Here is a 26249-nt window from a genome sequence, read left to right as displayed (position 1 = left end):
GGGCGCCTCTCGGGGCGCCCTTTTTCTTTGTCGGCCCTGCAAGGGTCAGTGGCCGAGGTAATCGCGAAGCGCCTCAGGCGGATGCGCGAAAATCTCGGCCGTCGGCACGGGGGCATGGGCCACCCCATCGGCCACGAGTATGACATCGTCCGCGATGCGCCGCGCATCGCCCGGTTCGTGGCTGACCATCAGAAGGGTCGCGCCCGTTTCGTCCGCCAGCGCAGCAACCAAGCCAAGCATTTCGTCGCGCAGGGCCGGTCCCAGCGCACCGAACGGCTCGTCCAGAAGCATGATCGGCTTGTCGCGCAGAAGCGCCCGGGCAAGCGCCACGCGCGCGATCTGACCGCCTGACAAGGCCGCGGGTTTGCGCGGGCCGAGCCCAGCAAGGCCGACCCGGTTCAAAGCCTCGTCCACCCGGGCCGCATCGCCCCTAGACAACCGCAAGTCAGGTCGCACCCCCAAACCGACGTTCTGGGCGGCGGTTAGATGCGGGAACAGGTTGTTGTCTTGAAAGATGGTGGTGATCGGACGCTGCGCGGGGGGCGTGGCCGACAGGTCGGTTCCCGACCAAAGCACCCGGCCTGACGCGGGTTGATAACCGCCGATCGCCGCGAGCAGTGTCGATTTTCCGGCGCCCGACGGCCCGAGAATGGCGACTTTCCGGCCCGGCTCGACGCTCAGGGTCGCGTCCAGCGTGAAGCCGCCAAGATCGACATGCATGTTTTCAAGCGTCAGCATTCACGCGCCCTCCCCGGTCGAAAACCCAGAACACCGCGAGGCTCGCAGCAAGAAGCACCAGCGCGGCCCCGGCAGCGTCATCCATCCGATAAGCTGACAGCAGACGATAGAGTTGCAGAGGCAGGGTGGGCGTGTCGGGCGACGCGAACAGGGCAATGACACCAAGGTCACCCATCGACAGGGCCGCGGCAAGCCCGGCGGAAAACCCGAGAGGCCGGCGCAGGCGGGGCAGCCAGACGAGCCTGAACCGCGCCCACCCGGACATGCCGAGTCCGTCTGCAAGCCGCCCGAAGTCGGCCTCGATCTGACCAAGCGCGGGCACCAGCGCACGCAGGGCGAAAGGCAACGACATCACGGCGTTCACGAGCGCGGTCACCGGAAGCGCGAAGGCGAACGGATCGGCTACCGGGAAAATCAGGATGAACAGGCCCGTCCCGATCACGAGGGGCGAGGCCGCGATCGTAAGCGTCCCGATCGCCTCGACCAGCCGCGAACGGCTTTTCACGGCCCATGCGGCAATGGGAAGCGCGAGCGAGATCGACAGCACGACCGACGCCATCGCCACGCCGAGCGAGCGCAGGGTCGCCGCGAAGACGGAGGGCGGAAGGGACGTAAGCGCCGGGATGCCGTCCACGGCGATCATCGCCATGGGCAGAACCAGAAACAGCGTGGCGAGTGCGATCAACGCGGCGTCGAGCGCGCGCAACGCGGGCGAATTCGCATCCCAGCGCATCACGGCGCGGTCGAGGCCGGAGCCGAAGCCGGAAGGCAGGGCGACCTTCAAAGCGACCAGCGCGACGGCGGCACCGAGGCCAAATTGCACGAGCGCCAGAAGGGCCGCTTTGCCGAGGTCGAAGTCGAGACGGAACGCCTGATAGATCGCCAATTCGATGGTCGTGGCGCGTGGGCCGCCGCCAAGGGCGAGCGCGACGGCGAAAGACGTCAGGCACAGCAGGAAAACGACGAGGAAAGCCCCCGGAAGCACCTCGCGCAGCATCGGCCTTTCGAGATGCCGGGCTATATCGCGGGAAGTCATGCCGAGCGACGCGGCAAGGCGGAAGCGTTCGGCGGGAATGGCGAGCCATCCTTGCAGAACCAGCCGGGTCGCAAGCGGGAGGTTGAAGAACACATGCGCCAGCACGACGCCATGAAAGCCGTAGATCGAAATGGGTTCGAAGCCGAGGGCGACGAGCGCCTGACTGACGATGCCGGACCGTCCGAAAACGCTGATGAGCCCGAAGACCGCAACGATCACGGGCAGGATGAACGGTGCACCGAGCAACATGACCAGCAGACTTCGGCCCGGAAATCGCCGTCGCGCGTAAGCCCGCCCGATAGGCACCGCGAGCACGACCGACAGGGCCGCCGACAGCGTTGCCTGCAGCAGCGTGAACCGTAGGGCGGCCCAATCGGCCACACCGAACCCGCCCACGCCTTCGGCCCGAACCGCAACCGCCGCGAGCGTGCCCAGAGTCAGAAGGAGAACGAGGGCGAGGGCAATGGCCCCCGCCCCGGTGGTCCGCGTCACCGCGTCGATGCCGCGCGCCATTCCTCGATGGCGTCGTCACGGATCGCTTCGGCCTCGGCCCCCAGATAGATCAGGGCATTCTCCGGCTCATGCAGTGTCTCGAACCCGTCCGGCAGGCCTTCGGTCGGGATCTTTGCCGGGTACATCCAGTTGGTCGTGGGGATCGCGGACTGGAACCCATCCGTGAGCATGAAGTCCATGAACATATCGGCCAGTTCGCCCTGTTCGGTCGACGCGACCTTGCCCGCGATTTCGATCTGCAGGTAGTGGCCGTCGTCAAAAGCGGCTGCCGCCTTGGTTTCGTCGTCCTCGGCAATCAGGTGATAGGCAGGCGATGTGGTGTAGGACAGGACCATGTCCGCCTCGCCCTCGACGAACATGCCATAGGCTTCGGACCATCCTTTCGTCACGGTGACGATCTGGTCGTTCAGACGCTCCCAATACGCGCCCGCCTCTTCGCCGTAGACCGCCTTGACCCAGAGGACGAGACCGAGGCCGGGTGTGGACGAGCGCGGGTCCTGAATGAGGATCGACAGGTCGCTGTCGGCCAGCTCGTCGAACGAGGCCGGCGGGGTGTCCACTTTGGTCTTGTCATAGACGAACGCGAAATACCCCCAGTCGAAGGGCAGGAACAGTTCGTCCTGCCATTCGATCGGCAGGTCGAGCTGCGGGCTTTCGATGCCGTGTGGCGCGAACAGCGCGGTTTCGCGGGCGGCTTCGGCAAGGTTCTCGTCGAGGCCGAGCACGACGTCGGCCTCGGTCCGGGCGCCCTCGAGCCGCAGGCGCGACAGGATTTCGGCCCCGTCGCCGACGGCCACGAATTCGAGGTCGCAGTCGCAACGCGCCTCGAACGCCTTTTCGATCACGGGGCCGGGGCCCCATTCGGCGACGAAGCTGTCATAGGTGTAAACAGTAAGGGTGTCTTGCGCGTTGGCGATGCTCGCCAAGCCCACAAGTCCCGCTGCGATGATGGGTGTTCTCATGTCATCCTCCATTGCGACGGGCGAAAGTCCGGCAGGATGACCTGTGATGGTCCTGACCTTCCCTCCGCCGGTGCTAGCCGGTTCAGGTTCAACGGGTTCGCTTTCGCATCTCAGCCGGACGACTTGCGTCGCACGGGCACCCCGAGGTGAGGCAGACACTATGCATCGAACCCGGTGCTCGCAAGGGGGTGTCACCGAAAGGTGCGTGCTGGCGCACGCGCTTTGGGAGCCACGTCCCGCCGCTGGCGGGCCGCGGCGGTGCGAGAGGGCCAGCCCTCTCGCGCTCTCCCGAGGTTTTCGGAAACGAAGAAGAGTTGAGGTTTTCCGGGGGGTCGGCTACCGAAGCGGCAAAGGAGCCGGGCCATGATGAACTCTTTCGGGCATATCTTTCGGGTGACGACCTGGGGCGAAAGCCACGGGCCTGCGCTTGGGGCGACCGTGGACGGTGTGCCGCCGGGGGTGGCGCTGGACGAGGCGATGATCCAGCACTGGCTGGACCGGCGCAAACCCGGCCAGAACAAATACACGACCCAGCGGCGTGAACCCGACGCGGTTCGTATTCTGTCGGGTGTCTACGAGGGCGAGACGACCGGGACGCCGGTGCAGCTCATGATCGAGAACACCGATCAGCGGTCCAAGGATTATGGCGACATCGCCGAGAAGTTCCGGCCCGGCCATGCCGACATCACCTATTGGCAGAAATACGGTATCCGCGATCCGCGCGGGGGTGGGCGGTCATCGGCGCGCGAAACGGCGGCCCGCGTCGCGGCGGGCGGTATCGCGCGTGAGGCGCTCAAGATGCTGGTGCCGGGAATCGAGGTGCGCGGCTACATGACCCGCATGGGCGAGCACGAGATCGACCGCAGCCGTTTCGACTGGGACGAGATCGAGCGCAATCCGTTCTGGGTTCCGGACGCCGAAGCCGCCGCGACATGGGCCGACTACCTCGACGGGTTGCGCAAGGCGGGCTCGTCCGTCGGCGCGGTGATCGAGGTGGTCGTGCGCGGTGCGCCCGCAGGCCTCGGGGCGCCGATCTATGCCAAACTCGACACAGGTCTGGCCGCTGCGATGATGTCGATCAACGCCGTGAAGGGCGTCGAGATCGGTGAAGGCATGAACGCGGCCTGCCTGACGGGCGAGGGGAATGCGGACGAGATCTATATGGGGAACGACGGAAAACCGGTGTTTTCGTCGAACCACGCGGGCGGCATTCTTGGTGGTATCTCGACCGGGCAAGACATCGTCTGCCGGTTCGCGGTCAAGCCGACGTCTTCGATCCTGACCCCGCGCAAGACGATCACGAAAACGGGCGAGCCGGCCGAGATCGTCACAAAGGGGCGCCATGACCCCTGCGTCGGCATCCGCGCCGTCCCGGTGGGCGAAGCGATGGCGGCCTGTGTCATTCTCGATCATCTGATGCTGCACCGGGCGCAGGTCGGCGACGGGCCACGGGGCAAGATCGGCTGATGCTGTCGATCCTCGGGATCACCTTCCCGATCTTCGCGGCGATCGCGCTTGGCTATGGCCTGGTCCGCTGGCGGGTGTTCCGGCCACAGGACATGCGGGTGTTCGGCGCCTATGTCATGAACATCGCGCTGCCTGCCCTGATCTTCAACGCGGTCGCGACACGGGACATCGGCGAAGTGTTCAACGTGCCCTACATGGCCGCGTATCTCGCCGGGGCTCTGGTCACGATGGGGATCGCGTTCGGCTGGTTTTCGGCCATCACCGGGCCGCAGCGCCGCGCTGTCGGGGCGATGGGTGCGTCCTGCCCGAACTCCGGTTTCGTCGGAGCGCCGCTGATGCTGTTGCTCTTCCCCGATATCGCCGGGCTCATCCTCGCCATGAACATGCTGGTCGAGAACGTGGTGATCGTGCCCGTGGCGCTCGCCCTGATCGAAGCGTCCAAGGGTGGGGGGCTGAACATTGGCAAGGTGCTGATCGGCGTCATACGGCGGCCGATGGTGATCGGCCTGATCCTCGGCCTCGTCGTGTCGGTGATCGGGATGCCGCTGCCGGGGCCGGTCGACCGGCTCGTCGGCATGGTGGCGGGGTCCGCCGCCGCGCTGGCGCTGGTCGTGATCGGCGGATCGCTTGCCGGGCTTTCGGTGAAAGGCAATGTCGCTCTGGCGGCGCAGATTTCGCTCGCCAAGCTGGTGGTGCATCCACTGGTGACGGTGGGTGCCGTGATCCTGTTCGGCGTGCTGGGGCTTGGCCTTGCCGGCGATCTGAGGACCGCCGTCATCCTGTCGGCGGCGATCCCGATGTTCACGATCTACACGGTTCTGGCGCAGGAGACGGGGCACGAAGGCCTCGCCTCGCTCGCGCTTTTGATGGCCACGGTCGCGTCTTTCGTGACGCTCAACGTGGCGATTTTCCTGCTGGTCTAGGCCGTCGCGGTGGCGAGCGCCGCGTCGAACAGAGCCTTGATATCCTCGTAGGCCGTTCCCGCGACGATCCGGGCGATTTCCTTGCGGTCGGGACCGATCGCGATCAGGGTCGAACGGCGCGGAACCTTGAACGACGTGGTGATGTCGTCGCGTTTGTAGGTGTCCCAATCCACCTCGATATACGTGATCTTTTCCTTGTAGGCCGGGTTCTCGTCGAACAGGCGCGAGATCACGCGGCGTTGGGCCTGACAGGTGCCGCACCACGGGGCGAAGTAGTCGAGGACCACGGGCGTTCCGGCATCGAGAGCCTGGTTCACCGCGCCCGGCGTATAGGCGATGGTGGCGGATTGGCCGAGCGTCGGGATCAGAGCGGCGGCGGATACTGTGGCAAGGAATGAGCGACGGTTCATAAGGACCTCCCTAGATGGAAACGGACAAATCGACGAGCCAGGCGGGCATGTTCGACAACAGCCAGGCATCGATCATGTGGTTGATACGGAACAGGATGGCGAAGCCGACCAAAAGAAACGCGGCGCCGAGAACAGGGCGTGACACGTTGGCGAATTTTCTGAGCGCCGTGGCCCGCAGCCCGTAGCCGATGGCGAGGATCAGGGTCGAAACACCGGCGGCGAACATCACCATGATCGCGAAGGCGCGGATCAGGCTTTCACCCTGCGAGGCGAGCGCGATGGCCCCGCCGAGCGTGGGGCCGATACAGGGGGACCAGACCGCGCCGAGCAGCAGGCCCCCGCCGAACTGACCCCAGAGCGAGGTCCGGTCGAAACTGTCGATGCCGCCGTCGGCACGCGCGGCGAGTCCCGCCGTGGCCGAGGCGAAGACCGCGTTCGCTTGCGGCACCAGCATGACGAGGCCGAACCCGATCATCAGGACGGCGCCAGCGGTCGCAACGGTGTCTTCGGTCAGGCCTATGGCGTAGCCCACGGTGGACACCAGCATACCGAAGGTGACGAAAGACAGGCTCATCCCGGCGGCGAGCACGACGGGGCCAAGGCGATGCGCCTGCAAGGCGGAGGCAAGCACGATCGGCAGGACCGGCAGAACGCAGGGGTTGATGAGCGTCAGCAGGCCCGCGCCATATGCGAGGATCAATTCCATGCCTTCTCATTGCCGTGACAGCCCGATCACTGTCACCCGACAAGCGCGTGAGTTTCGTTTCAGCCGGAATAGGTTTCCGACATCATCTCACGCAGCAACGGCACGCGGCGGGGGCGGAAGCTTTCCCGCGTTTCGCTGACGGAGGCGACGCGGGAGATCAGGAAGCGGCGAAACCCCCGGCGCAGGCAGCACCATGCGAGGATCCACGGTTCGTAATCGGTGTAGACCACCGACAGCGGCCAGATCCGCCGTTCCGTGAACGACCCCTCTCGGTCGGTATAGGTGATATCGACCGCGCGCTCCTCCCATGCGGCTTCACGCAAGGTCGGCATGAACTCCGGCACTTCGGGCTTCTTGTCGAAGACATAGGCGAGCAGGGCGACGTGTCGCGCCTCGTCGGCCTTGCGCGCGGGGAGCGAGGCGGTGACCTTGGCGATGGCGCGCTTGGCGGCCTCCGCCAGTGCCGGGTCGCCCTGCCATTCCAGCCAGCCGAGGCCCAGCATCACCGCCTCGAGCTCGAGACGGTCGAACATCTGCGGGGGCACCGCATTGTCCTCGGTCAGCGTGTAGCCGAACCCGGCCTCGCCATCGATGATCGCCCCGGCGGCGCGCAGGCTTTCGATGTCGCGATAGATGGTGCGCTCAGATACGCCGGTTTCACCGGCCAGACGGGCGGCGGTGACAGGCGGGGGCAGTCGCCGTAGGGTATCGAGCAGACGAAATAGGCGATCTGAACGGCTCATGTCCCCTCCTGACGGAAACTGTCAGTATGGGGGGAGCATAACGCGGGCAGTCACACAGGCAACGCGAAAGGAAAACCGATGCTGACGCTTTACCATTCCTACTGGTCCCGCGCGACGCGGATGCTCGCCCTCGTCCATGAACTCGGGATCGTCGATGAGGTGACGCGCGTGCATGTCGACCTGAAGCGGCAGGACGGATCGGGTCGGTTCGACCCGAACAATCCGCATCCCGACCACAAGGTGCCCGCGCTCGACCATGACGGGACCGTCATCACCGAAAGCGCGGCGATTGCGCTTTACCTCAGCGACATGTTCCCCGACGCGGGGCTGGCGCCCGTGATGGGCGATCCGAAGCGCGGCCCGTTCCTGACATGGCTCGTCTATTCGGTGTCGGTGATGGAACCCGTCTACAATCACAAGGCCGCAGGTCTGGATCACCCGATCCTGCGGGCATCGTTCCGGGGTGTGCCCGAGGTCGAGAAACGCCTGATCGATACGTTCGCGGATGGTCGCCCGTTCCTTCAGGGTGACACGTTCACCGCCGCCGATCTGATGGTGCAGTCGCCCTATCAGTGGATGCGTGACTGGGCGCCGCAGGATGACAACGTGCTTGCATGGGTCGACCGGGTGAACGCGCGCCCGTCCTATGCCTGGGCGCGGGAGATCGACGCGCGATATGCGCCGGCCATGACCTGAAGGGTCGGCTCAGGTGGCGGCGCGATCCGCCGTCACCGGGGCCGGTTTCTGCTTGGAAAGCTGCACGGCGAGGATGCCGACCGTCACGACCGCGACGCCGATCACATCGAGCAGGCCCAGTTGTTCACCCAGCAGAACCGCGGCAATCGCCACCCCGAAGAACGGGTTGAGGAAGTGGAACGTCGCCGCCCGCACCGCCCCGATGCGTTGCACAAGTTCGAACCAGACCCATGTGGCCGCAAGGCCGGGAACCAGCGTGGTATAGGCGAAGGCCGCAATGAGACCGGGGTTCCAGTTCACCTCGAACGGCTCCAGCGCCAATGCGAAGGGGGCGAGCGCGATGGCCCCTACCAGCATCTGAAGGCCGACCACCATCAGCAGGTTGCCCCCGCCCGACGCGGTGCGCACCGAAAGCGTCGCGACGGCCAGTGCGACGGCGGCGATGATGCAAAGGATCAGACCATACATATCGACGCCACCGGAAATCCGGCTGCCCATGATGAGGGCGACCCCGGCAAAGCCCACGACCAGTCCGACGACCGCCAGCATCGGCAGACGGTCGCGGAAGACGACCCAGCCGAGAAGGCCCACGATCAGCGGCATGGTCGAGGCGATGATGGAGGCGAACCCGGCTTCGATCGTCTGCATCGCGATGAAGTTCAGGCCAAGGTAAAGCGCGTTCTGGCAGACACCGAAGACGACCACCGAAATCCATTGGCCCCGCGTCAGCCTGATCCGCTGACCCAGCATACGGGCGAGTCCCATTGCCATCAGGCCGGAGATCACGAACCGGATGGCAAGCGCGGTCATCGGCGGCGCATCGGCCACGATGATCCGGGCGGAGGTGAAGGCGGACGACCACATCACGGCAAAGGCAAGACCCATCATGATCGCGCGAATATCCATCTGGTGCTCCTTACCGCTGTGCCCGGCGACCCTAGCCAAATCGCACCGGTGCACAACCCCGCGCGATGCGATCCTCGCCATGTCCGATTGCCGACCTTAAACTCGCCCCAGAGGTGCCCATGACCACAGAACCCAAAGCGTTCGAAACCATCGAAGATCTGGAAAGCTGGCTATCCAGAAACCACGACACCGAGAGCGAACTGATCGTGCGGCTTTACAAGGTCCAGAGCGGTATACCTTCGATCACGTGGGACGAACTGGTGCAGGGCATCCTGTGTTGGGGCTGGATCGACGGGATCAAGCGGTCCTATGACGCGGTCAGCTACACGCAACGGATCACGCCGCGCAAACCGCGCTCGTCATGGTCGAAACGCAACGTGGCGCATGTCGAACGTCTGATCGCCGAAGGGCGTATGCAGCCCTCGGGTCTGGCGCATGTCGAAGCGGCCAAGGCGGACGGGCGGTGGGATGCGGCCTATGCCGGCCCCGCCGACATGGTGATCCCGCCGGATTTCCTTGCCGCCCTCGATGCCGTGCCCGAAGCGCGGGCGACCTATGACGGGCTTGCCAGCGGATGGCGCTATTCGATCTATCACGCCCTGCATTCGGCCAAGAAGCCCGAGACGCTCCTGGCCCGGATGGAACGCATGATCGCGCGCATGGCGGAAGGCCTGCCGCCCGTGAAGCGGTAAGGGATTTTTGCCCCCCACAAAGCAAAAGGGCCGCCCTCGGGCGACCCTTTCGGAAATTCTGAAAACCGGAACTTACGAGTTCACGGAGTCCTTCAGAGCCTTCGCAATGGTCATCTTGACCACCTTGTCGGCTTCTTTCTTGATCTGCTCGCCGGTGGCCGGGTTGCGAACCATACGCTCGGGGCGCTCACGGCAATAGATCTTGCCGACACCCGGAAGGGTCACGGCACCGCCGCCCGACACTTCCTTGGTGATGATCGAGGTGATCGCGTCAAGCGCGGCGGATGCCGATTTCTTGTCGGTGTCCATCTCCTCGGCCAGCGCTGCAACGAGCTGGGTCTTGGTCATCGGTTTTGCCATGTGATTACTCCTCACTGTCCCGTCTTCGGGGTTTCATTGGCCGCATTTAAAGGAGGTTGCGGGGGGCACACAACTCTTTCTGAACGGAATCGGCAAGAAAACAACGGGTTTCCGCTCAGTCAGGGGGGTTTTCCTTATTCAAAGGAATGCCGTTTCGTCGAATGAGCGTAACTTCCGGCTGTGGATGCGTTCCAGCGGCATATCGCGCAGACGCTCCATCGCGCGAATGCCGATCAACAGATGGCGCCCGACCTGCGTGGTGTAGAAGTCGCTCGCCATCCCCGGCAGTTTGAGTTCGCCGTGCAATGGCTTGTCCGACACGCACAGAAGCGTGCCGTAGGGCACGCGGAACCGGAACCCGTTGGCCGCGATCGTCGCACTTTCCATGTCGAGCGCGATGGCCCGCGACTGGCTCAGGCGCTGCACGGGTCCGGAATTGTCCCGGAGTTCCCAGTTGCGGTTGTCGAGCGATGCGACCGTGCCCGTGCGCATGATCCGCTTCAATTCGTAACCTTCCAGCTCGGTCACATCCGCCACCGCGTCTTCCAGCGCGATCTGGATCTCGGCGAGCGGCGGGATTGGCACCCAGATCGGAAGATCGGCGTCCAGCACCTTGTCCTCGCGCAGATAGGCGTGCGCCAGAACGAAATCGCCCAGCCGTTGCGAGTTCCGCAGACCGGCGCAATGTCCGACCATCAGCCACGCGTGAGGGCGAAGCACCGCGATATGGTCGGTCGCGGTCTTGGCGTTCGACGGTCCCACCCCGATATTGACCAGCGTGATCCCGGAGCCGTCCGCGCGTTTCAGGTGATAGGTCGGCATCTGCGGTAGCTTCGACAGAGACGGGATTTCCCCGTCCGGCTCGGTCAGCGCAAAGTTTCCGGGACTGACGAAGGCGGTATATCCGCTCGACTTGTCCGCCAGCATCGCGCGGGCGAACAGCTCGAATTCCTCGACATAGAACTGGTAGTTCGTGAACAGCACGTGGTTCTGGAAATGCTCGGCCAGCGTCGCGGTGTAGTGGCTGAGGCGCGCGAGCGAATAGTCGATGCGCTGGGCCGTGAACGGTGCGAGCGGCTCGGACCCGTCCTCGTGCCGGTAGCCCAGCCCGTTGACGATGTCGTCATGCGTATTCGTCAGGTCCGGCACGTCGAACACGTCGCGCAGAGGAAACGCCATCGCCCCCTCTTGCGGCACGGTGATGTCAGCGCGCCCCGCCACCGCGAAATGGACCGGCATCGGTGTGCTGGACTGGCCGACCGCGACCGGAACCCCGTGGTTCTGTATCAACAGGCCGATCTGTTGTTCGAGATAGTTCCGAAACAGGTCCGGTCGTGTGATCGTCGTCGAATAGGTGCCGGGGCCGGGCACATGGCCGAAGGACAGGCGATTGTCCGTCGCTGCATGTGTCGTCGTACGGAACCGTATCTCAGGATAGAACGCCCGGAACCGGTTCGCAGGCTGTTCCGTAAGACCAGCGGAGTCCGAGAATTTAACCGTCAGGAAATCGCAGGCGGCGTCGTAAAGCTCGCACAGGCGGTCCACCGCCAGACTCGCGTCGGTGAAGAACTCCGCCTGAACTTTGGACGGTGTCTTGATCGGCAGGGTCAGGTCAGCGGGGGACATCAAGGCTCCTCAAACAATTCGGTCAACTCGAACTTGGTCACGTCCACCAAACCGAGATCGGAGATGCGTAGTTCAGGGATGACCACCAGCGCAAGCAGCGAGTGCTGCATGTAGGCGTTGTTGAGCGTGCAGCCGCAGGCCGCCATCGCCTCGACCATGTTCTGCGCCTTGGCGGCCACCGTTTCGGCCGGTTCGTCGGACATGAGGCCAGCGACCGGCAACTCGACGAGTGCGATTTCCTTGCCATCCTTGAAGACGGTGATACCGCCGCCCACTTCGCCCAGCCGGTTCGCGGCCAGCGCCATGTCGCGGCGCGACGTGCCGACGACGATCATGTGGTGGCTGTCATGGGCCACGGTCGAGGCGATGGCCATGTCGCCACGGTAGCCGAAGCCCGAGACGAAACCGTTGGTCACGTCGCCCGTGCCACGATGCCGTTCGACAAGCGCGATCTGCGCGATGTCGTTTGCCTCGTCCGGTTCGACGACCCCGTTCAAGACTTGCAGGTCGGCGGTCAGCGCCTTGGTCGGGGCCTGGTTCTCGACCACCCCGATCACCTTGGCGGTGACGGTGTTGGCGCCGTCCGGGGCTGCGATCTCGAAATCGGCCCCCTCCAGCGTCTTGCCGAGGTGCACGGTGTTGCGCGCGTGATCCGGCCAGTCGAGGTGGGGGCACGCGACCGTGATGCGGCCCTTTTCCGCGACCAGAACGCCGCGCGCGTAGACCCGTTCGATCTGCAATTCGGTGAGCGAGGGCGTCAGGATCATGTCGGCCCGCCGCCCCGGGGCGATGGACCCGAGCTCGCGTTCCAGCCCGAAGTGGGTGGCCGTGTTGATCGTGGCCATCTGAAGCGCGATCAGCGGGTCGCAACCGCAGGCGATGGCGTGCCGCACAACGCGATTCATGTGACCATCGTTGACGAGCGTTCCGGAATGACTGTCGTCGGTGCACAGGATGAAGCTGCGCGGGTCGAGGCCTTTTTCGGTGACGGCGGTGATCTGGGTTTCCACGTCATACCACGCCGACCCCAGCCGCATCATGCTCCGCATACCCTGACGCACGCGGGCAATCGCGTCGGCCTCGCACGTCCCTTCGTGGTCGTCCGCAGGGCCACCCGCCGCATAGGCGTGGAAATTCGGGCCGAGGTCGGGCGAGGCATAGTGTCCCCCCACCGTCTTGTTCGCGTTCTGGGTCGCCGCGATCTCGGCCAGCATCTTGGGGTCGCCGTGGACCACGCCGGGAAAGTTCATCATTTCGCCCAGACCGATGATGCCGGGCCAGTTCATCGCTTCCGCCACATCCTCGGGCGTGATCTCGCGCCCCGTGGTTTCGAGCCCCGGCGCCGAGGGCGCGCAGGAGGGCATCTGCGTGAAGATATTCACAGGCTGCAAAGCGGCCTCGTCATGCATCAACCGCACGCCTTCCAACCCAAGCACGTTCGCGATTTCGTGCGGGTCGGTGAACATGCTCGTCGTGCCGTGCGGGATCACGGCGGCGGCGAATTCCGCCGGGGTCAGCATACCGCTTTCGATATGCATATGGGCGTCGCACAGGCCGGGGATCAGGTACATGCCGTCGGCGTCGATCACCTCGGTGTCGTCGCCAAGGCAATGGCTGGCGTCCGGCCCGACGTAAGCGAACCGCCCCTCAGCGACTGCGACTTGCCAGCCGTCCAGCACTTCGCGCGTGTGGACGTTCACGACCTTGGCGCCTTGGATGACGAGGTCGGCAGCCTCACGACCCGCGGCCACGGCGACAAGGCGCGGTGCGGTTTCGGCCCAAGTTTTCAATGGAGTGTCTGTCATGGAGCAATTGTCCAGCAAATTTGATCATATGCAAGCGGGTTCCGGGGCGCAGTTTGCCAAACGGTCCGCGAACCCTTACATCTTGCCATGTCAATCCGATGAAGGACGAAACGATGGACCTGCACCCGACCCCGATGAGCCCCCTGTGTTCCCCGGTCGAGGTGTCCCATGTCTGCCTTTCTGTCCCTTCACGATTTTTCTCTCAAAACCCCTGACGGACGCCCGCTCGTCCGTGATCTGACGTTGGCCTTCGGGGCCGAACGTACCGGCATCGTCGGTGCGAACGGGTCAGGCAAATCCACGCTGCTCGCCGCGATGTCGGCAGGCGGTCCGCATGTCTCGCACATCGGCACCTGCGGGTTGTTCGACCAACGGCTCGACCCGGCACAGTCCGTGGCGGTGGCGCTGGGCGTGGACGCCGCGCTTGCGCAACTCGACCGGATCGAAAGCGGGGTCTTCGAGCCCGCCGACCTCGACACCGCCGACTGGATGTTGCCTGCCCGGATCGAAGGCGTGGTCGCGCGTCTTGGCCTGCCCGCCGATACCCTCGCGCGTCGCGTCGGTGACCTTTCCGGCGGGCAGCGCACACGGCTGTCGGTCGCCCGCGCCCTGATCGACGCGCCGGACCTGCTCCTGATGGACGAGCCGACGAACAATCTGGACCGCGCGGGCCGAACTTTGATCTCCGAGCTGATCGCGGGGTGGTCCGGCGGTGTCGTGGTGGTGAGCCATGATCGGGAATTGCTGGACGGGATGGAGCGCATACTCGAACTGTCCCCGACAGGCTGGCACCTGCACGGCGGCGGCTGGTCGGTCTATGCCGAAGCCCGCGCGGCCCGCGAAGCACGTGCGCAAGCCGCGCTGGAAACGGCCGAACGCGACTTGGCGCGGACCAAGCGCGAGATTCGAGCGCGGGAAGAAAAGAAAGCGCGCCGCGACCGCGCCGGGCGCGCCCTGCGTGCGAGTGGCAGCCAGCCCAAAGTGCTACTCGACGCGATGAAGGACCGGGCCGGGCGCACGGCGGGGCGCGAGGCCGCGCTGTCGCAGAAGTTGGAGGATCGCGCCGCCGCCGCGCGTGCAACGGCTTCGGCCCAGGTCGCGGCACGGTGCGACCTTCGGATCGACGCGACGCCGGGATCTGCGCACGGAATCGTGGCGGCAATGGCGGGTGCCACGACGACGCGCGGCGCGTTTCATATCGGTCCCATCGACCTCACGATTCACGCCGGGGAGCATGTCGGGCTTGAAGGTGCCAACGGCGCGGGCAAGTCCACCCTGCTTGACATGCTGCGCGGCCGTCTTCCCAACACGGGCGACATTCGCAGACCGGGCCGGATCGCGATGCTGGACCAACATGCCGAAACGCTCGCGCATGATGAAACCATCGTCGCGGGGCTGCGCCGTCTGCATCCGGACATGAACCTGAACGATGCCCACACCGTCCTTGCGCGTTTTGCGTTCCGGAACAGCGAAGCCGAGAAGCTGGTCGGCACGCTGTCCGGTGGCGAACGCCTTCGTGCCGGGTTGGCCGCCGCGCTGGGCGGGCCGCCACCGGATCTGCTGATCCTCGACGAGCCGACCAATCACCTCGACATCGAGGCGGTCGAGGTGCTGGAGGCCGCGCTTGCGGACTATCCCGGTGCGCTGCTTGTGGTCAGCCATGACAGCGCCTTCCTCGACGCCATCGGCATTGATCGGGTGCTCACGCTTGCCAACGGGCGGCTGGCGGATTGACCTTGCATCCCGGTGTGAGGTGCAGATGATCGCGCCCATGACCAGAACGCTTCTTTCCTTCGGCCACGGCTTCTCTGCCCGCGCCCTGTCGCGCATCCTCATCCCTCAAGGCTGGCGGGTGATCGGAACCACCCGATCCGAGGACAAGGCGCAGGCGCTGCGAGCCGAAGGGGTCGAACCGCTTATCTGGCCGGGCACCGACATGACCGAGGCCATCGGGCAGGCGACACATATGCTTATCTCGACCGCGCCCGGCGAGGACGGCGATCCGGTGCTGGCGGAATGGCGCGACACGATTGCGGCAGGGGCGGATCGGTTCGACTGGGTCGGCTATCTTTCGACGACCGGGGTCTATGGCGACCATCAGGGTGGCTGGGTCGATGAGGAAACCGGGCTGACACCAGGCACCAAGCGCGGCAAGCAGCGCGTGAAGGCCGAGGGCGAATGGTGGATGCTGGCGAAGGAGACGCGGATGCTCCCACTCCACATTTTCCGGCTCGCGGGCATCTACGGGCCGGGGCGTGGACCGTTCGCCAAGGTGCGCAACGGGACGGCGCGGCGGATCATTAAGCCCGATCAGGTGTTTTCACGCATCCACGTGGACGACATCGCGCAGGTGCTTGCCGCGTCCATCGCCAATCCGCGACCGGGGCGCATTTACAACGTCTGCGATGACGAGGCCGCGCCGCCGGAGGATGTCATCGCATATGCGGCAGACCTGCTTGGGAAAACGATCCCGCCGTCGGAGGATTTCGCGGATGCGGACATGACCCCGATGGCGCGCAGTTTCTATGCCGAGTCCAAACGCGTGCGCAACGACCGCATGAAGCGGGAGCTTGGCGTCACGCTAAAATACCCGACCTATCGCGAGGGGTTGTCGGCCCTGCTGAATGAGCAGGGCGCATAGGCGTCAGAGGATCAGGCCGAGGCCCACGAAAAACAGAAAGAAAAGCGGCGGGATCACGTGGTGGTTGAAACCCGATGTCGCCGTTTCCTGTGCGATGACCGCCTGATTCATGACCGGATCGACAAGGGTGCCCGCAAAGGCCGAGCCTGCGATGACGGCGATGACCGCGCCAAGGATGATCTTGTTCATTCTCTTCCCCTAACACTAAATACGCTAGTGATTGGGTGATTATGCCCCACATGCAGTGCAGGTCTAGAAGAAAGCGTCGGTTTTTGGCCCGGTGTTGCCTGCCGAAAACGCTTTCTCAGGCGCGCTGCGATCCGAGTGTCGAGATATCTAAAGCCGACATCACTTTCGCAACCATATCGTCGGCGGTCAGGCCCGCGACCTCGTACATCTGATCCGGCGTCGCCTGATCGATGAAAGTGTCGGGCAGGACCATCGAGCGATACTTCAGCCCCGAATCGAAAACGCCGTTCTCGGCCAGCAATTGTGCGACGTGGCTTCCGAACCCGCCGATGGCGCCTTCTTCGATCGTTATGAGAACCTCGTGCTCGCGCGCGAGTTTCAGGATCATGTCCTCGTCCAGCGGCTTGGCGAAACGGGCGTCGGCAATCGTCGGCGTGATCCCCTTGGCCGTCAGCATCTCGGCGGCCTTGTGGACCTCGGCGAGGCGCGGACCGAGAGACAGGAACGCGACGCGCTTGCCCTCTGCCAAGATGCGGCCCTTGCCGATCTCGAGCGCGGTGGGCGTCTCGGGCATCTCGGTGCCGACCCCGGCACCGCGCGGATACCGCACGGCCGAGGGGCGGTCGTCGATCCCGCGCGCGGTTTCGATCATGTTCACCAGTTCCGCCTCGTCCGACGGGGCCATGATGACGAAGTCCGGCAGGTTGGCGAGATAGGCGATGTCGAAGCTGCCCGCATGGGTCGCGCCATCGGCCCCGACCAGACCGGCCCGGTCGATCATGAAACGCACGGGCAGGCGCTGGATCGCCACGTCATGCACGACCTGGTCGTAGCCGCGTTGCAGGAAGGTCGAGTAGATCGCGCAGAATGGCCGCATCCCGCCAGCCGCGAGCCCGGCCGAAAACGTCACCCCGTGCTGTTCGGCAATGCCCACGTCGAATGTCCGGCTCGGGAAACGCGCCCCGAAAATGTCGACGCCGGTTCCGTCCGGCATGGCTGCCGTGACGGCGACGATCTTGTCGTCGGTCTCGCCCAGCTTGGTCAGGGTCTTGCCGAAGACACTGGTGTAAGACGGCGCGTTCGAGGGCGCCTTGTGCTGTTTTCCGGTGGGAACGTCGAACTTGGCGGTCGCGTGGCCCTTGTCGTCGCGTTCCTCGGCGGGGCGATAGCCTTTGCCCTTGCGGGTGATCGCATGGATCAGGACCGGCCCGGTCGCGCGGGCTTTCACGGTCCGCAACACCTGTGCCAACTGATCCATGTCGTGTCCGTCGATGGGGCCGACATAGGAAAAGCCGAGCTCTTCGAACATCGTACCGCCGACGGTCATGCCCTTGAGCATCTCCTTGGCGCGTCGTGCCCCTTCCTGAAACGGCGGGGGGAGAAGACGCACCGCACCCTTGGCGGCGGCCTTGAACTCCTGAAACGGCTCGCCCGCATATAGGCGCGATAGGTAAGTCGACAGAGCACCGACAGGCGGGGCGATGGACATTTCGTTGTCGTTCAGGACGACGATCAGGCGTTTGTTCAGATGACCCGCGTTGTTCATCGCCTCGAAGGCCATGCCCGCGCTCATCGCGCCGTCACCGATCACGGCGATACAGTCGCCGATACCGTTCTCGGGCGATCCACTAAGGTCGCGCGCCACGGCAAAGCCAAGCGCGGCCGAGATCGAAGTGGAGCTATGGGCCGCACCGAAAGGGTCGTAGGGCGACTCGGTCCGCTTGGTGAAGCCCGACAGCCCGTCCTTCTGCCGAATCGACGTCATCCGGTCGCGGCGGCCCGTCAGGATCTTGTGCGGATAGCACTGGTGCGACACGTCCCAGATCAGCTTGTCGTGCGGCGTGTCGAAAATCGCGTGAATCGCGACGGTCAGTTCGACCACGCCCAGACCCGCGCCAAGGTGCCCGCCGGTCTTCGACACGGAATAGATCGTCTCGGCGCGCAGCTCGTCGGCAAGCTGGCGCATTTCCGCCACGGACAGCCCACGCATGTCGGCGGGCGACGCGATCCGGTCGAGAAGGGGCGTTGCGGGTTTTTCGGGCATCGGGGGCCTCGTCTTCAATTCTTCCGCGAAATAGCGAAGCGCGCGGCCTCTCGCAAGTTATCGGCCTTCGGACCAAAGGGCGCGAGAACGTCGCAGGCATTGTCCACAAGCATATGGGCACGCTTGCGCGCCCCGTCCATGCCGAGAAGCGAAACGAAGGTCGCCTTACCGGCGTCCTTGTCTTTCTGAACCGCCTTGCCGACGGTTTCGGCATCGCCTTCGATGTCCAGAATGTCGTCGGCGATCTGGAACGCCTGACCCAGCGCGGCCCCGTATTGGCGCAGCGGTTCGCGGTCGGCCTCGCCCAGTATCGCCCCGGCGAAGGCGGACCATTCGAACAGCGCCCCGGTCTTGCCCGCCTGAAGCGCGATGATTTCGTCCAAGGTGAGCGGGTTCGGCGCCACCTCTGCGGCGAGATCGAGCGATTGTCCCATCACCATGCCGAATCCCCCGGCGCCGCGACCGAGCGTTCGGGCGAGTTCCGCGCGTATGTCGCCGCTTCCGACCGCCGGGTCACCGACCAGTTCGAAGGCAAGGAATTGCAGCGCGACTCCGACCAGAACGCCCGTCGCCTCGTCCCATTTGACATGGACGGTCGGGCGGCCGCGCCTGAGGTCGTCGTCGTCCATGCAGGGCAGGTCGTCATGGACAAGCGAGCTGGCGTGGACCGCTTCGATCGCGGCGGCGGCATAGGACGAGCGGTCCGGCGACACGTCGAACAGCGACGCCCCTTCGATGACCAGAAACCCGCGCAGGCCCTTGCCGCCTTCGACCGCATAGGCCATCGGCTCGGCCAACGGCCCGGTCTTCGGCAAGGCATGTGCGAGTCGCGCACGCGCGCGCCGATTCGCTTCTTCCAGCGCGTCGTGAAACATCAGTCGGTCTCGACCGGCGTCGTCCCCGTCGGTTGCCCGTCCCGGTCCAGCGTGATCGCCGCGACCTTTTCCTCGGCCGCCTTCAGCTTTTCTTCACATTGCGCCTTGAGCGCCGCACCGCGTTCGTAAAGCTTGATCGATTCTTCGAGCGCCACGTCGCCGCGCTCCAACTGACTCACCACCTGTTCAAGCTCGCGCATCGCCTCTTCGAAGCTCATGTCTTTCACTGGCTTGTCGGTCATGCGCCACGCTCCATCAGGGTTTTCACATGCGCTGCGGTGCCCTGCGCCAGCGCGTCGAGATCATATCCGCCCTCGAGTGAGGACACCACCCGGCCCTCGCAGACCTTTTCGGCCACATCCACTATCCGATCGGTTACCCACGCATAGTCTTCGGTGCGCCAGTTCAGCCCGGCAAGCGGGTCGGCGGCATGTGCGTCGAACCCTGCCGACACGAGGATCAGTTGCGGTTGGTAGGCCTCGATCCAGGGCAGAATGTGCTCGCCCCATGCCTCGCGCATCAGCTGCGAGCCCGATCCGCTGTCGAGTGCGGCGTTGCGGATCTGGTCATAGGCCCCGGTTTCATTCGGCGCGCCGGTGCCAGGGTAAAGCGGCATCTGGTGGGACGAGGCGAAGCGCACGCCACTTTCGTTCCAAAGCACATCCTGCGTGCCGTTGCCGTGGTGCACGTCGAAGTCCAACACGGCGACCCGGTCGAGTCCGTGGTGCTCAATGGCATGGAGCGCCGCGATGGCGACGTTGGCGAACAGGCAGAACCCCATCGGCTTCGCCTTTTCGGCATGGTGTCCGGGCGGGCGGGTCATGACGAAGGCATTGCGCGCTTCGCCCGACAGCACGGCATCGACCGCCGCGATGTTGCCGCCGATGGCCCGCATCGCGGCGTTGAAACTGCCCGGCGCCATCGAGGTGTCGGCGTCGATCTGGGCATAGCCCTCGACCGGCTCCGACGTGCGTATCCTGTCGAGGTGGGCCAGCGGATGTGCCAGCCGCACGTGCTTTTCCTCGCCCATCGGCGCGGCGCGGCGGTCGAGCGCGTCGAATTCGGGTTTGGCGAGGGCGCGCCCAATGGCCTCCAGACGTTCGACCCGTTCCGGGTGTCCCGGCGGCGTCACGTGGTCAAGGCATTGGTCATGCGAAAAAAGCAGCGTTGTCATGCGCGGACGCTAGGCGAATAGACAGGGCGCTTCAAGGTCGCGAAGGCGCTGTTGGCCATCATTCAGGCAGCCTTTCGGACAGCGCCTGATCCAGCGTCGCCCAATCGTCGGCCTCCAGCCTGACGGGAAGGACAAGCACCTTGGGCCGGAACGCCACCGGCAGGCGCACGGCGTCTTTCTCGGTCGTGACCAGTTGCGCGCCCGCCATGGCCGCCTCACGCTCCAACCGGGCGAGCAGGGTGGGTGTCATTTCCTGATGATCCGCCAGCGCCTGCGCGCGCACCACCTGCGCGCCGATGTCGCAGAGTGTCGCGAAGAAACGCTCTGGCACGCCGATCCCGGCAAAGGCGAGGACGGGCAGACCTTTCCACGTCATCCCGGTCTGAAGCACGTCGAGATGGGCACGAATGCGGGGCAGGGGCACGGTCCGAAACGCCTTCTGCGCGCGCTGCGGCCCGACGGTCACCAGCAGGTCGGCTTCCGCCAGCCCCCGCGACAATGGGTGGCGCAGCGGGCCGAGCGGCCAGACCCTGCCGTTTCCGAACCCGCTGACCGCATCCTCGACGAGAATGCGGTAGTCCGAGGCGACCTCCTGCGTGCCGTCCTCTTCCACGATCAGCAGGTCGGCACCGGCGTCCGCCGCCTCGCGCGCCGCTTCGGCCATGTCGGACCCGACCCATGTCGGCGCGAAGGCCGCGGACAAGAGCGGTTCGTCCCCCACGTCGGTGGCGGTATGCGTTCGTTCGTTCACCCGTAGGGGCGCGTCGCTCCCCCGCATGACAACATGAACCTTCCTGTCGGGGCGACCAAGACGTTGGGCGAGGGCGATCACCATCGGGGTCTTGCCGGTCCCGCCCCGCGACAGGCTGGAGACCGATACGACGGGCACATCCACGCGAACGGGGTCAGGGTGTCGGGACCGGGGAAAGCGCACGGTCAGACGCCCTTTCGGTCGAGCGTGTCGAGCACCAGTTCCACCACGCGATCCGTCGCTTGCGCACCGTTGGTCGTCACGTCCCAGGCCGCCGAGGCCATGCGCGCCACGTGATCCGGCGCCAGCAATTCCTCGACCGCGCGGGTCAGATCCTGCTTGTCGCTGACGCATCGCGCCGCGCCCGCATCGCGCAGCCTTTCGAAGCTTTCGCGCCACGGACCCGGACGCGGTCCATACAGCACCGCCGACCCCAATGCGGCGGCCTCGTAAGGATTGCGAACGGGCCCACCGGACAGCGTGCCGCCCAGAAAGGAGGTCGGCGCCAAGCGATACCACAGGCCCAACTCGCCGGGGACGTCGGCGATATAGATTTCGACCTCCGGCTCGGGTTCGTCTTCCAGCGACCGCAGGCCGACGACCCAGCCCTCGCTTTCCAGCTTGCGGGCAAGGAGTGGGCCCTCGTTCGGGTCCTGCGGCGCGAGGATCAGAAGGAGCCTGTGCGACCGCCGCATGACCTGCTGGTGCACGCCTGTCAGAATCGCGAATTCATCGGCCCCGGCGCCCGCCGCAAGCCAGACGGGACGCGCGGCAAGCTCTTCGGCCAGCATGTCGCGTTCGGCCTGACTGCATGTCAGGGGCGCGGTGCCTTCCTGAAGGAAACCCACCGTCTCGATCCGGTCGGGGGACACACCCAAGCCGATCAGGCCGGTTCGGGCGGTGTCGTCGCCTGCGAACACATGGGTGAACTGGCGCAGGAGTGTCCGCCTGATACCCGGAAGCCAGCGCCAGCCGGCCCGTTCCGGCACCCGTGCGTCGACAAGCACCATGTCCACCCCGGCGCTCGCCGTCCGGTCGATCAGGCCCGGTTCGAACCTGTTTTCGGCCCAAAGGCAGATGTCGGGACGCCAGTGACCCAGGAATGCCTCGACCGCCCCGTCCTCGCCGTAGGGCGCATATTGCAGGATCGCCCGTGACGGCAGGCGGGCTTCCAGCGGGTGATCCGGGTCGTGTCCGGTCGTGGTGACGAGAAAGCTCAGATCTTCGCGCTCGTCGGCCAGACGATCGACCAGTTCCGGGAATCCCAGCGCCTCGACCTCGTTGCCTGCGTGCAGCCAGATCAGCGGACCGGCGGGGCGGTCCTGACGCGGCTTGCCGAGCCGTTCGGCGGCGCGGGTCCGGTCTTCGGACCCTTCGACGAGACCGCGTTTGAGCCGCGCCTCGGCACGGGCACGCCCCCGCAGCTTCTGCGATGCCAGATAGAATGAAAGGCCGGGGCGTTTCGCCATAGGCGGATTATTCCAGCTCCTCGGTCGGCGAGGCGGGCGTTTCTTCGTCCCGAAGGCGGTGAAGGTGGGCGATGAAATACCGCATGTGGGCGTTGTCCACGGTGCGCTGCGCCTCGGCCCGCCAGGCGTCATAGGCAGTGGCGTAGTCCGGGTAGATCCCCACGATGTGAATATCGTCCACGCTCTTGAACTGGGTTTTGGTCGGGTCGACCAATTCGCCCCCGAACACGAGGTGCAGTCTTTGAGCCATGTCCGTCTCCGCCGTTGCCTGTGCCGAGCCTATCGCAGGGCCGGGTGAGGTAAAAGGCGCTCAGGTCTTGAGGCGCGTCTCGTAGCCCGCCGCCTTGATCGCGTCGGCCAGAGCGGCGGTGTCGAGGGTCGAGTCGATCTCGACCTCGCGCGCGTCCATGTCGAACGCGATGACCGCGCCTTCGTCGGCGTCCATCACGGCGTCTTCGATCTTTGCCTTGCAGTGGCCGCAGCTCATTTCGGGAATGGAAAACGTGGTCATCGGAACCTCCTGAATGACCCCTCAGCTAGGATCGCGTCGCGCCTCCGTCAATCGGGATTCGAAAATTCCACCGCGACCTCTTGACCTTCCAGTGACTGGAAGGGCTATGTGGTGGATCATCGAGAAAAGGAGTCGGTGATGAACGACATGACGATCAAGGTCGAAGGGATGCATTGCGCCTCCTGCGTGTCCCGTGTCGAGGACGCGTTGAAGGGGCTGCCGTTCGTGGCCGACCCATCGGTGAACCTCGCAGGGGAAAGCGCGAACCTCACGTTCACGGAACCCGGCCACATGGCCGAAACGGCCGAGGCTCTGGCGCGCGCGGGCTATCCTGTCGTGACCGACGAGATCGACCTGTCGGTTGACGGTCTGGTGGACGCCGCCGCCGTCGCCAAGGTCGAAGCGGCGCTGAACGCGATCCCCGGCGTGCTCGAGGCACATGCGAACCCGGCGACCGACACCGCCAAGGTGGTGTTCGCGGCTGGCGCGGTCGCACCGTCCGCCATCACCGCTGCCGTCAACGCCACGGGCTACAGCGCCGAGGTGAAATCGGGCGGATCGCTTGACTTTGAAGCCAAGAAAGCTGCCGAGACGACCCGGTTGGGCCGGATGACCATGCTCGCCGCGATCCTGACGCTGCCCGTGTTCATCGCCGAGATGGGCGGGCACCTGATCCCGGCCTTTCACCAATGGCTTCACGGCCTGATCGGCATGCAGAACCTGCGGTTGGCCGAGTTCGCGCTGACCGCGCTGGTCCTCGTCATCCCCGGACGCCGGTTCTTCACGGCCGGCGTGCCGCAGCTATGGCGCCTGTCGCCCGACATGAACTCGCTGGTTGCGGTCGGCACGGCGGCGGCGTTTGCCTATTCCACCCTGTCGACCTTCACCCCCGGTATCTTCCCGGCGGGCACGGCGAACGTGTATTTCGAAAGCGCCGCGGTCATCGTCACTCTGATCCTCTTCGGACGCTGGATGGAGGCACGTGCCAAGGGTCGGACGGGCGAGGCGATCCGCGCGCTCATGAACCTCGCCCCCCGGACCGCACGGGTCGAGCGGGACGGCGAGACACGGGAAATCCCGACCTCGGAGGTGCGGCCCGGCGACATCGTCGTCACCCGTCCCGGCGAGGCGATCGCGACCGATGGCGACGTGCTGTCGGGCGAAAGCTACGTCGATGAAAGCATGGTCACGGGCGAGCCTGTTCCGGTCGAAAAGGGGCCGGGCGACAGTGTGACGGGCGGCACCGTGAACACCAACGGGGCGCTGCGGATCACCGCCACGCGCGTCGGGGCCGACACCACGCTCGCCCAGATCATCCGCATGGTCGAACAGGCGCAGGGGGCGAAACTGCCGATCCAGTCTCTTGTCGATCAGATCACCCGCTGGTTCGTGCCGGGGGTCATGGCCATCGCCGCCGTGACCGTTGCCGTCTGGCTCGCCTTCGGTCCTGATCCCGCGCTGAGTTTCGCTCTGGTCGCCGGCGTCGCGGTGCTCATCATCGCCTGTCCCTGTGCGATGGGTCTGGCGACGCCGACCTCGATCATGGTCGGCACGGGTCGGGGCGCGGAACTGGGCGTGCTGTTTCGCAAGGGCGACGCACTTCAGATCATGGAAGGCGTCAAGGTTGTCGCGCTCGACAAGACCGGGACGCTGACCAAGGGCCAGCCGGAGCTTACCGACCTGATCGGTGACGATACGGACGAGGCGCTGCGCCTTGCCGCGAGCGTCGAGGCCCAGTCCGAGCATCCCATCGGGCAGGCGATCCTGCGGGCGGCAGAGGACCGTGGACTGACGCTTTCCGAGCCTCACGGGTTCAAGGCGCTGCCCGGTTTCGGGTTGAAGGCCGAGGTCGACGGACGCGCCGTTCTGATCGGGGCCGAGCGGCTTATGCTGCGCGAAAAGGTCGACACCGGGACGTTTCCCGGGGAAGCCGCCCGCCTTGCGGCTTTGGGCAAGACACCGCTCTACATCGCGCTCGACGGCAGCGTGGCGGCGCTGGTCGCGGTCGAAGACCCGATCAAGGAGACGACGCCCCGCGCGATCAAGGCGCTGCATGATATGGGCATCGAGGTCGCCATGATTACGGGCGATGCGCAGGGCACGGCGGACGCCATCGCCAAACGGCTGGGGATCGACCACGTGACCGCCGAGGTTCTGCCGCGCGGCAAGGTCAAGGCGCTCGAGTCGCTTCAGGCCGAGCATGGCACGACCGCTTTCGTGGGCGACGGCATCAACGACGCGCCTGCCCTTGCCGCAGCCGACATCGGCCTTGCGATCGGAACGGGCACGGACGTGGCGATCGGAGCGGCGGACGTGGTCCTGTCGTCCGGCGAGTTGACCGGCGTGCCGACGGCGATCCACCTCAGCCGCCGCACGATGCGGAATATCCGCCAGAACCTGTTCTGGGCTTTCGGCTACAACGTCGTGCTGATCCCGGTCGCCGCCGGGGTGCTGTTCCCGGCCTTCGGCCTCATGCTGTCGCCGATGCTCGCGGCCTTCGCCATGGCGATGTCCTCGGTCTTCGTGCTCACCAACGCCCTTAGACTTCGCTTCGTGAAGGTGCCGACATGAATATCTCAGACGCCGGGGCCCGTGCGGGCCTGCCGCCGAAAACGATCCGGTATTACGAGGATATCGGGCTCGTCACGCCCGACCGCGATCCCAATGGATACCGCTCGTTCTCGGACGTGGACATCCACAACCTGACCTTTCTGTCGCGTGCCCGCGCGCTGGGCTTCACCATCGAAGATTGCCGGACACTTCTGGCCCTGTATCAGGACAAGTCGCGCGCCTCGTCCGAGGTCAAGAAGCTGGCCGAGGGTCATCTGGACGAGATCGAACGCAAGATCGCCGACCTGACGTCGATGCGCGACACGCTCACGCATTTGGTTCACGCCTGTCACGGGGATGATCGGCCGGATTGTCCGATCCTCAAGGGCTTGGGGGGCGGCGGCGCGACTGATGACGAGACGGCCTAGCCGGCTGTCCTTCACTTGCAACGTCCGGTGCGTG

Annotated in this window: 27 protein-coding genes and 1 riboswitch; of the genes, 8 read left to right on the top strand and 19 right to left on the bottom strand. The window is 65.4% G+C overall.

The annotated features are described in order from the left end of the window. Nucleotides 1-45 precede the first annotated feature (45 nt). The 3 genes from FCT00_RS05510 to thiB are packed head-to-tail and all read right to left on the bottom strand — an operon-like array spanning nucleotide 46 to nucleotide 3249. Nucleotides 46-738 (bottom strand): thiamine ABC transporter ATP-binding protein, encoded by a 693-nt coding sequence (locus FCT00_RS05510; protein WP_138422149.1) that lies wholly within the window; start codon nucleotides 736-738, stop codon nucleotides 46-48. Beyond that, on the bottom strand, nucleotides 725-2287 hold the full coding sequence (locus tag FCT00_RS05505; protein WP_138422148.1) for a thiamine/thiamine pyrophosphate ABC transporter permease ThiP: 1563 nt from the start codon (nucleotides 2285-2287) through the stop codon (nucleotides 725-727). Before FCT00_RS05505 ends, FCT00_RS05510 begins: the two co-directional genes overlap by 14 nt. After that, on the bottom strand, nucleotides 2263-3249 hold the full coding sequence (thiB, locus tag FCT00_RS05500; protein ID WP_171042892.1) for a thiamine ABC transporter substrate binding subunit: 987 nt from the start codon (nucleotides 3247-3249) through the stop codon (nucleotides 2263-2265). Before thiB ends, FCT00_RS05505 begins: the two co-directional genes overlap by 25 nt. 42 nt (nucleotides 3250-3291) lie before the next feature. Continuing rightward, a riboswitch (TPP riboswitch) is annotated at nucleotides 3292-3403 on the bottom strand. Between the two features lie 209 nt (nucleotides 3404-3612). On the opposite strand from thiB, the gene aroC reads away from it, so the two are divergent. Both aroC and FCT00_RS05490 read left to right on the top strand, forming a co-directional pair. Further along, the gene (aroC, locus tag FCT00_RS05495) at nucleotides 3613-4716 is read left to right on the top strand and encodes a chorismate synthase (protein ID WP_138422146.1); all 1104 of its coding nucleotides are present in this window, start codon (nucleotides 3613-3615) and stop codon (nucleotides 4714-4716) included. Next, nucleotides 4716-5639 (top strand): AEC family transporter, encoded by a 924-nt coding sequence (locus FCT00_RS05490; RefSeq protein ID WP_138422145.1) that lies wholly within the window; start codon nucleotides 4716-4718, stop codon nucleotides 5637-5639. The genes aroC and FCT00_RS05490 overlap by 1 nt, the downstream gene beginning before the upstream one ends. On the opposite strand, the gene FCT00_RS05485 is transcribed toward FCT00_RS05490, so the two are convergent. Genes FCT00_RS05485 through FCT00_RS05475 form a run of 3 tightly spaced genes read right to left on the bottom strand, consistent with a single transcriptional unit; the run spans nucleotide 5636 to nucleotide 7498 of the window. Next, nucleotides 5636-6049: a thioredoxin family protein gene (locus tag FCT00_RS05485; RefSeq protein WP_138422144.1), complete on the bottom strand. Its 414-nt coding sequence runs from the start codon at nucleotides 6047-6049 to the stop codon at nucleotides 5636-5638. The two genes, FCT00_RS05490 and FCT00_RS05485, sit on opposite strands and share 4 nt — an antisense overlap. Before the next feature lie 10 nt (nucleotides 6050-6059). After that, the gene (locus tag FCT00_RS05480; protein ID WP_138422143.1) at nucleotides 6060-6755 is read right to left on the bottom strand and encodes a cytochrome c biogenesis CcdA family protein; all 696 of its coding nucleotides are present in this window, start codon (nucleotides 6753-6755) and stop codon (nucleotides 6060-6062) included. A gap of 59 nt (nucleotides 6756-6814) precedes the next feature. Next, nucleotides 6815-7498, bottom strand: a complete 684-nt coding sequence (locus FCT00_RS05475) for a helix-turn-helix transcriptional regulator (RefSeq protein ID WP_138422142.1) — start codon at nucleotides 7496-7498, stop codon at nucleotides 6815-6817. Nucleotides 7499-7576: 78 nt separating this feature from the next. Here FCT00_RS05475 and FCT00_RS05470 point away from each other — a divergent pair, with 78 nt between their 5' ends. Then, nucleotides 7577-8194 carry a glutathione S-transferase family protein gene (locus tag FCT00_RS05470; RefSeq protein ID WP_138422141.1) on the top strand — a complete coding sequence of 206 codons (618 nt, stop codon included), beginning with the start codon at nucleotides 7577-7579 and terminating at the stop codon, nucleotides 8192-8194. Between the two features lie 9 nt (nucleotides 8195-8203). Here the strand turns inward: FCT00_RS05470 and FCT00_RS05465 are convergent, their stop codons facing one another. After that, on the bottom strand, nucleotides 8204-9100 hold the full coding sequence (locus FCT00_RS05465) for a DMT family transporter (RefSeq protein WP_138422140.1): 897 nt from the start codon (nucleotides 9098-9100) through the stop codon (nucleotides 8204-8206). A gap of 119 nt (nucleotides 9101-9219) precedes the next feature. Here FCT00_RS05465 and FCT00_RS05460 point away from each other — a divergent pair, with 119 nt between their 5' ends. Continuing rightward, nucleotides 9220-9792, top strand: a complete 573-nt coding sequence (locus FCT00_RS05460; RefSeq protein WP_138422139.1) for a YdeI/OmpD-associated family protein — start codon at nucleotides 9220-9222, stop codon at nucleotides 9790-9792. Nucleotides 9793-9864: 72 nt separating this feature from the next. Here the strand turns inward: FCT00_RS05460 and FCT00_RS05455 are convergent, their stop codons facing one another. The 3 genes from FCT00_RS05455 to ade form a co-directional block, all read right to left on the bottom strand. Beyond that, a complete protein-coding gene (locus tag FCT00_RS05455; protein ID WP_008332906.1) occupies nucleotides 9865-10152 on the bottom strand; it encodes an HU family DNA-binding protein in 288 nt (95 codons plus the stop codon). Between the two features lie 138 nt (nucleotides 10153-10290). Then, nucleotides 10291-11778, bottom strand: a complete 1488-nt coding sequence (locus FCT00_RS05450; RefSeq protein WP_138422138.1) for an AMP nucleosidase — start codon at nucleotides 11776-11778, stop codon at nucleotides 10291-10293. Next, complete coding sequence (gene ade, locus FCT00_RS05445; protein ID WP_138422137.1) at nucleotides 11778-13583, bottom strand: adenine deaminase; 1806 nt, start codon at nucleotides 13581-13583, stop codon at nucleotides 11778-11780. Before ade ends, FCT00_RS05450 begins: the two co-directional genes overlap by 1 nt. Nucleotides 13584-13751: 168 nt before the next feature. On the opposite strand from ade, the gene FCT00_RS05440 reads away from it, so the two are divergent. Then, a complete protein-coding gene (locus FCT00_RS05440; protein WP_138422136.1) occupies nucleotides 13752-15317 on the top strand; it encodes an ABC-F family ATP-binding cassette domain-containing protein in 1566 nt (521 codons plus the stop codon). 37 nt (nucleotides 15318-15354) lie between these two features. Continuing rightward, a complete protein-coding gene (locus FCT00_RS05435; protein ID WP_138422135.1) occupies nucleotides 15355-16224 on the top strand; it encodes an SDR family oxidoreductase in 870 nt (289 codons plus the stop codon). Nucleotides 16225-16227: 3 nt separating this feature from the next. Here the strand turns inward: FCT00_RS05435 and FCT00_RS05430 are convergent, their stop codons facing one another. The 9 genes from FCT00_RS05430 to FCT00_RS05390 form a co-directional block, all read right to left on the bottom strand. Next, the gene (locus tag FCT00_RS05430) at nucleotides 16228-16413 is read right to left on the bottom strand and encodes a hypothetical protein (RefSeq protein WP_040884971.1); all 186 of its coding nucleotides are present in this window, start codon (nucleotides 16411-16413) and stop codon (nucleotides 16228-16230) included. Between the two features lie 115 nt (nucleotides 16414-16528). After that, nucleotides 16529-18457 carry a 1-deoxy-D-xylulose-5-phosphate synthase gene (dxs, locus tag FCT00_RS05425; protein WP_138422134.1) on the bottom strand — a complete coding sequence of 643 codons (1929 nt, stop codon included), beginning with the start codon at nucleotides 18455-18457 and terminating at the stop codon, nucleotides 16529-16531. Nucleotides 18458-18471: 14 nt separating this feature from the next. After that, entirely contained in the window at nucleotides 18472-19332 is an 861-nt protein-coding gene (locus FCT00_RS05420; RefSeq protein WP_138422133.1) for a polyprenyl synthetase family protein, read from the bottom strand. Next, a complete protein-coding gene (locus tag FCT00_RS05415) occupies nucleotides 19332-19574 on the bottom strand; it encodes an exodeoxyribonuclease VII small subunit (RefSeq protein ID WP_008332952.1) in 243 nt (80 codons plus the stop codon). Before FCT00_RS05415 ends, FCT00_RS05420 begins: the two co-directional genes overlap by 1 nt. Further along, complete coding sequence (locus tag FCT00_RS05410) at nucleotides 19571-20506, bottom strand: histone deacetylase family protein (protein WP_138422132.1); 936 nt, start codon at nucleotides 20504-20506, stop codon at nucleotides 19571-19573. The genes FCT00_RS05415 and FCT00_RS05410 overlap by 4 nt, the downstream gene beginning before the upstream one ends. Nucleotides 20507-20564: 58 nt before the next feature. Further along, nucleotides 20565-21440, bottom strand: coding sequence for a tetraacyldisaccharide 4'-kinase (gene lpxK, locus FCT00_RS05405; protein WP_328591392.1), 876 nt, complete (start codon nucleotides 21438-21440; stop codon nucleotides 20565-20567). A gap of 2 nt (nucleotides 21441-21442) precedes the next feature. Next, the gene (locus tag FCT00_RS05400) at nucleotides 21443-22726 is read right to left on the bottom strand and encodes a 3-deoxy-D-manno-octulosonic acid transferase (protein ID WP_138422131.1); all 1284 of its coding nucleotides are present in this window, start codon (nucleotides 22724-22726) and stop codon (nucleotides 21443-21445) included. A 7-nt stretch (nucleotides 22727-22733) separates the two neighbouring features. Next, nucleotides 22734-22976, bottom strand: coding sequence for a DUF4170 domain-containing protein (locus FCT00_RS05395; RefSeq protein WP_008332961.1), 243 nt, complete (start codon nucleotides 22974-22976; stop codon nucleotides 22734-22736). A 60-nt stretch (nucleotides 22977-23036) separates the two neighbouring features. Then, nucleotides 23037-23237 carry a heavy-metal-associated domain-containing protein gene (locus FCT00_RS05390; protein WP_008332964.1) on the bottom strand — a complete coding sequence of 67 codons (201 nt, stop codon included), beginning with the start codon at nucleotides 23235-23237 and terminating at the stop codon, nucleotides 23037-23039. 138 nt (nucleotides 23238-23375) lie between these two features. Between FCT00_RS05390 and FCT00_RS05385 the strand changes: the two genes are divergently transcribed. Continuing rightward, the gene (locus FCT00_RS05385; protein WP_138422130.1) at nucleotides 23376-25808 is read left to right on the top strand and encodes a heavy metal translocating P-type ATPase; all 2433 of its coding nucleotides are present in this window, start codon (nucleotides 23376-23378) and stop codon (nucleotides 25806-25808) included. After that, a complete protein-coding gene (gene cueR / locus FCT00_RS05380) occupies nucleotides 25805-26215 on the top strand; it encodes a Cu(I)-responsive transcriptional regulator (RefSeq protein WP_008333002.1) in 411 nt (136 codons plus the stop codon). The genes FCT00_RS05385 and cueR overlap by 4 nt, the downstream gene beginning before the upstream one ends. Nucleotides 26216-26249 lie beyond the last annotated feature (34 nt).

This window comes from Maritimibacter alexandrii (assembly GCF_005871115.1).
Classification (GTDB): domain Bacteria; phylum Pseudomonadota; class Alphaproteobacteria; order Rhodobacterales; family Rhodobacteraceae; genus Maritimibacter; species Maritimibacter alkaliphilus.
This window is presented reverse-complemented; position numbering and strand designations above follow the sequence as displayed.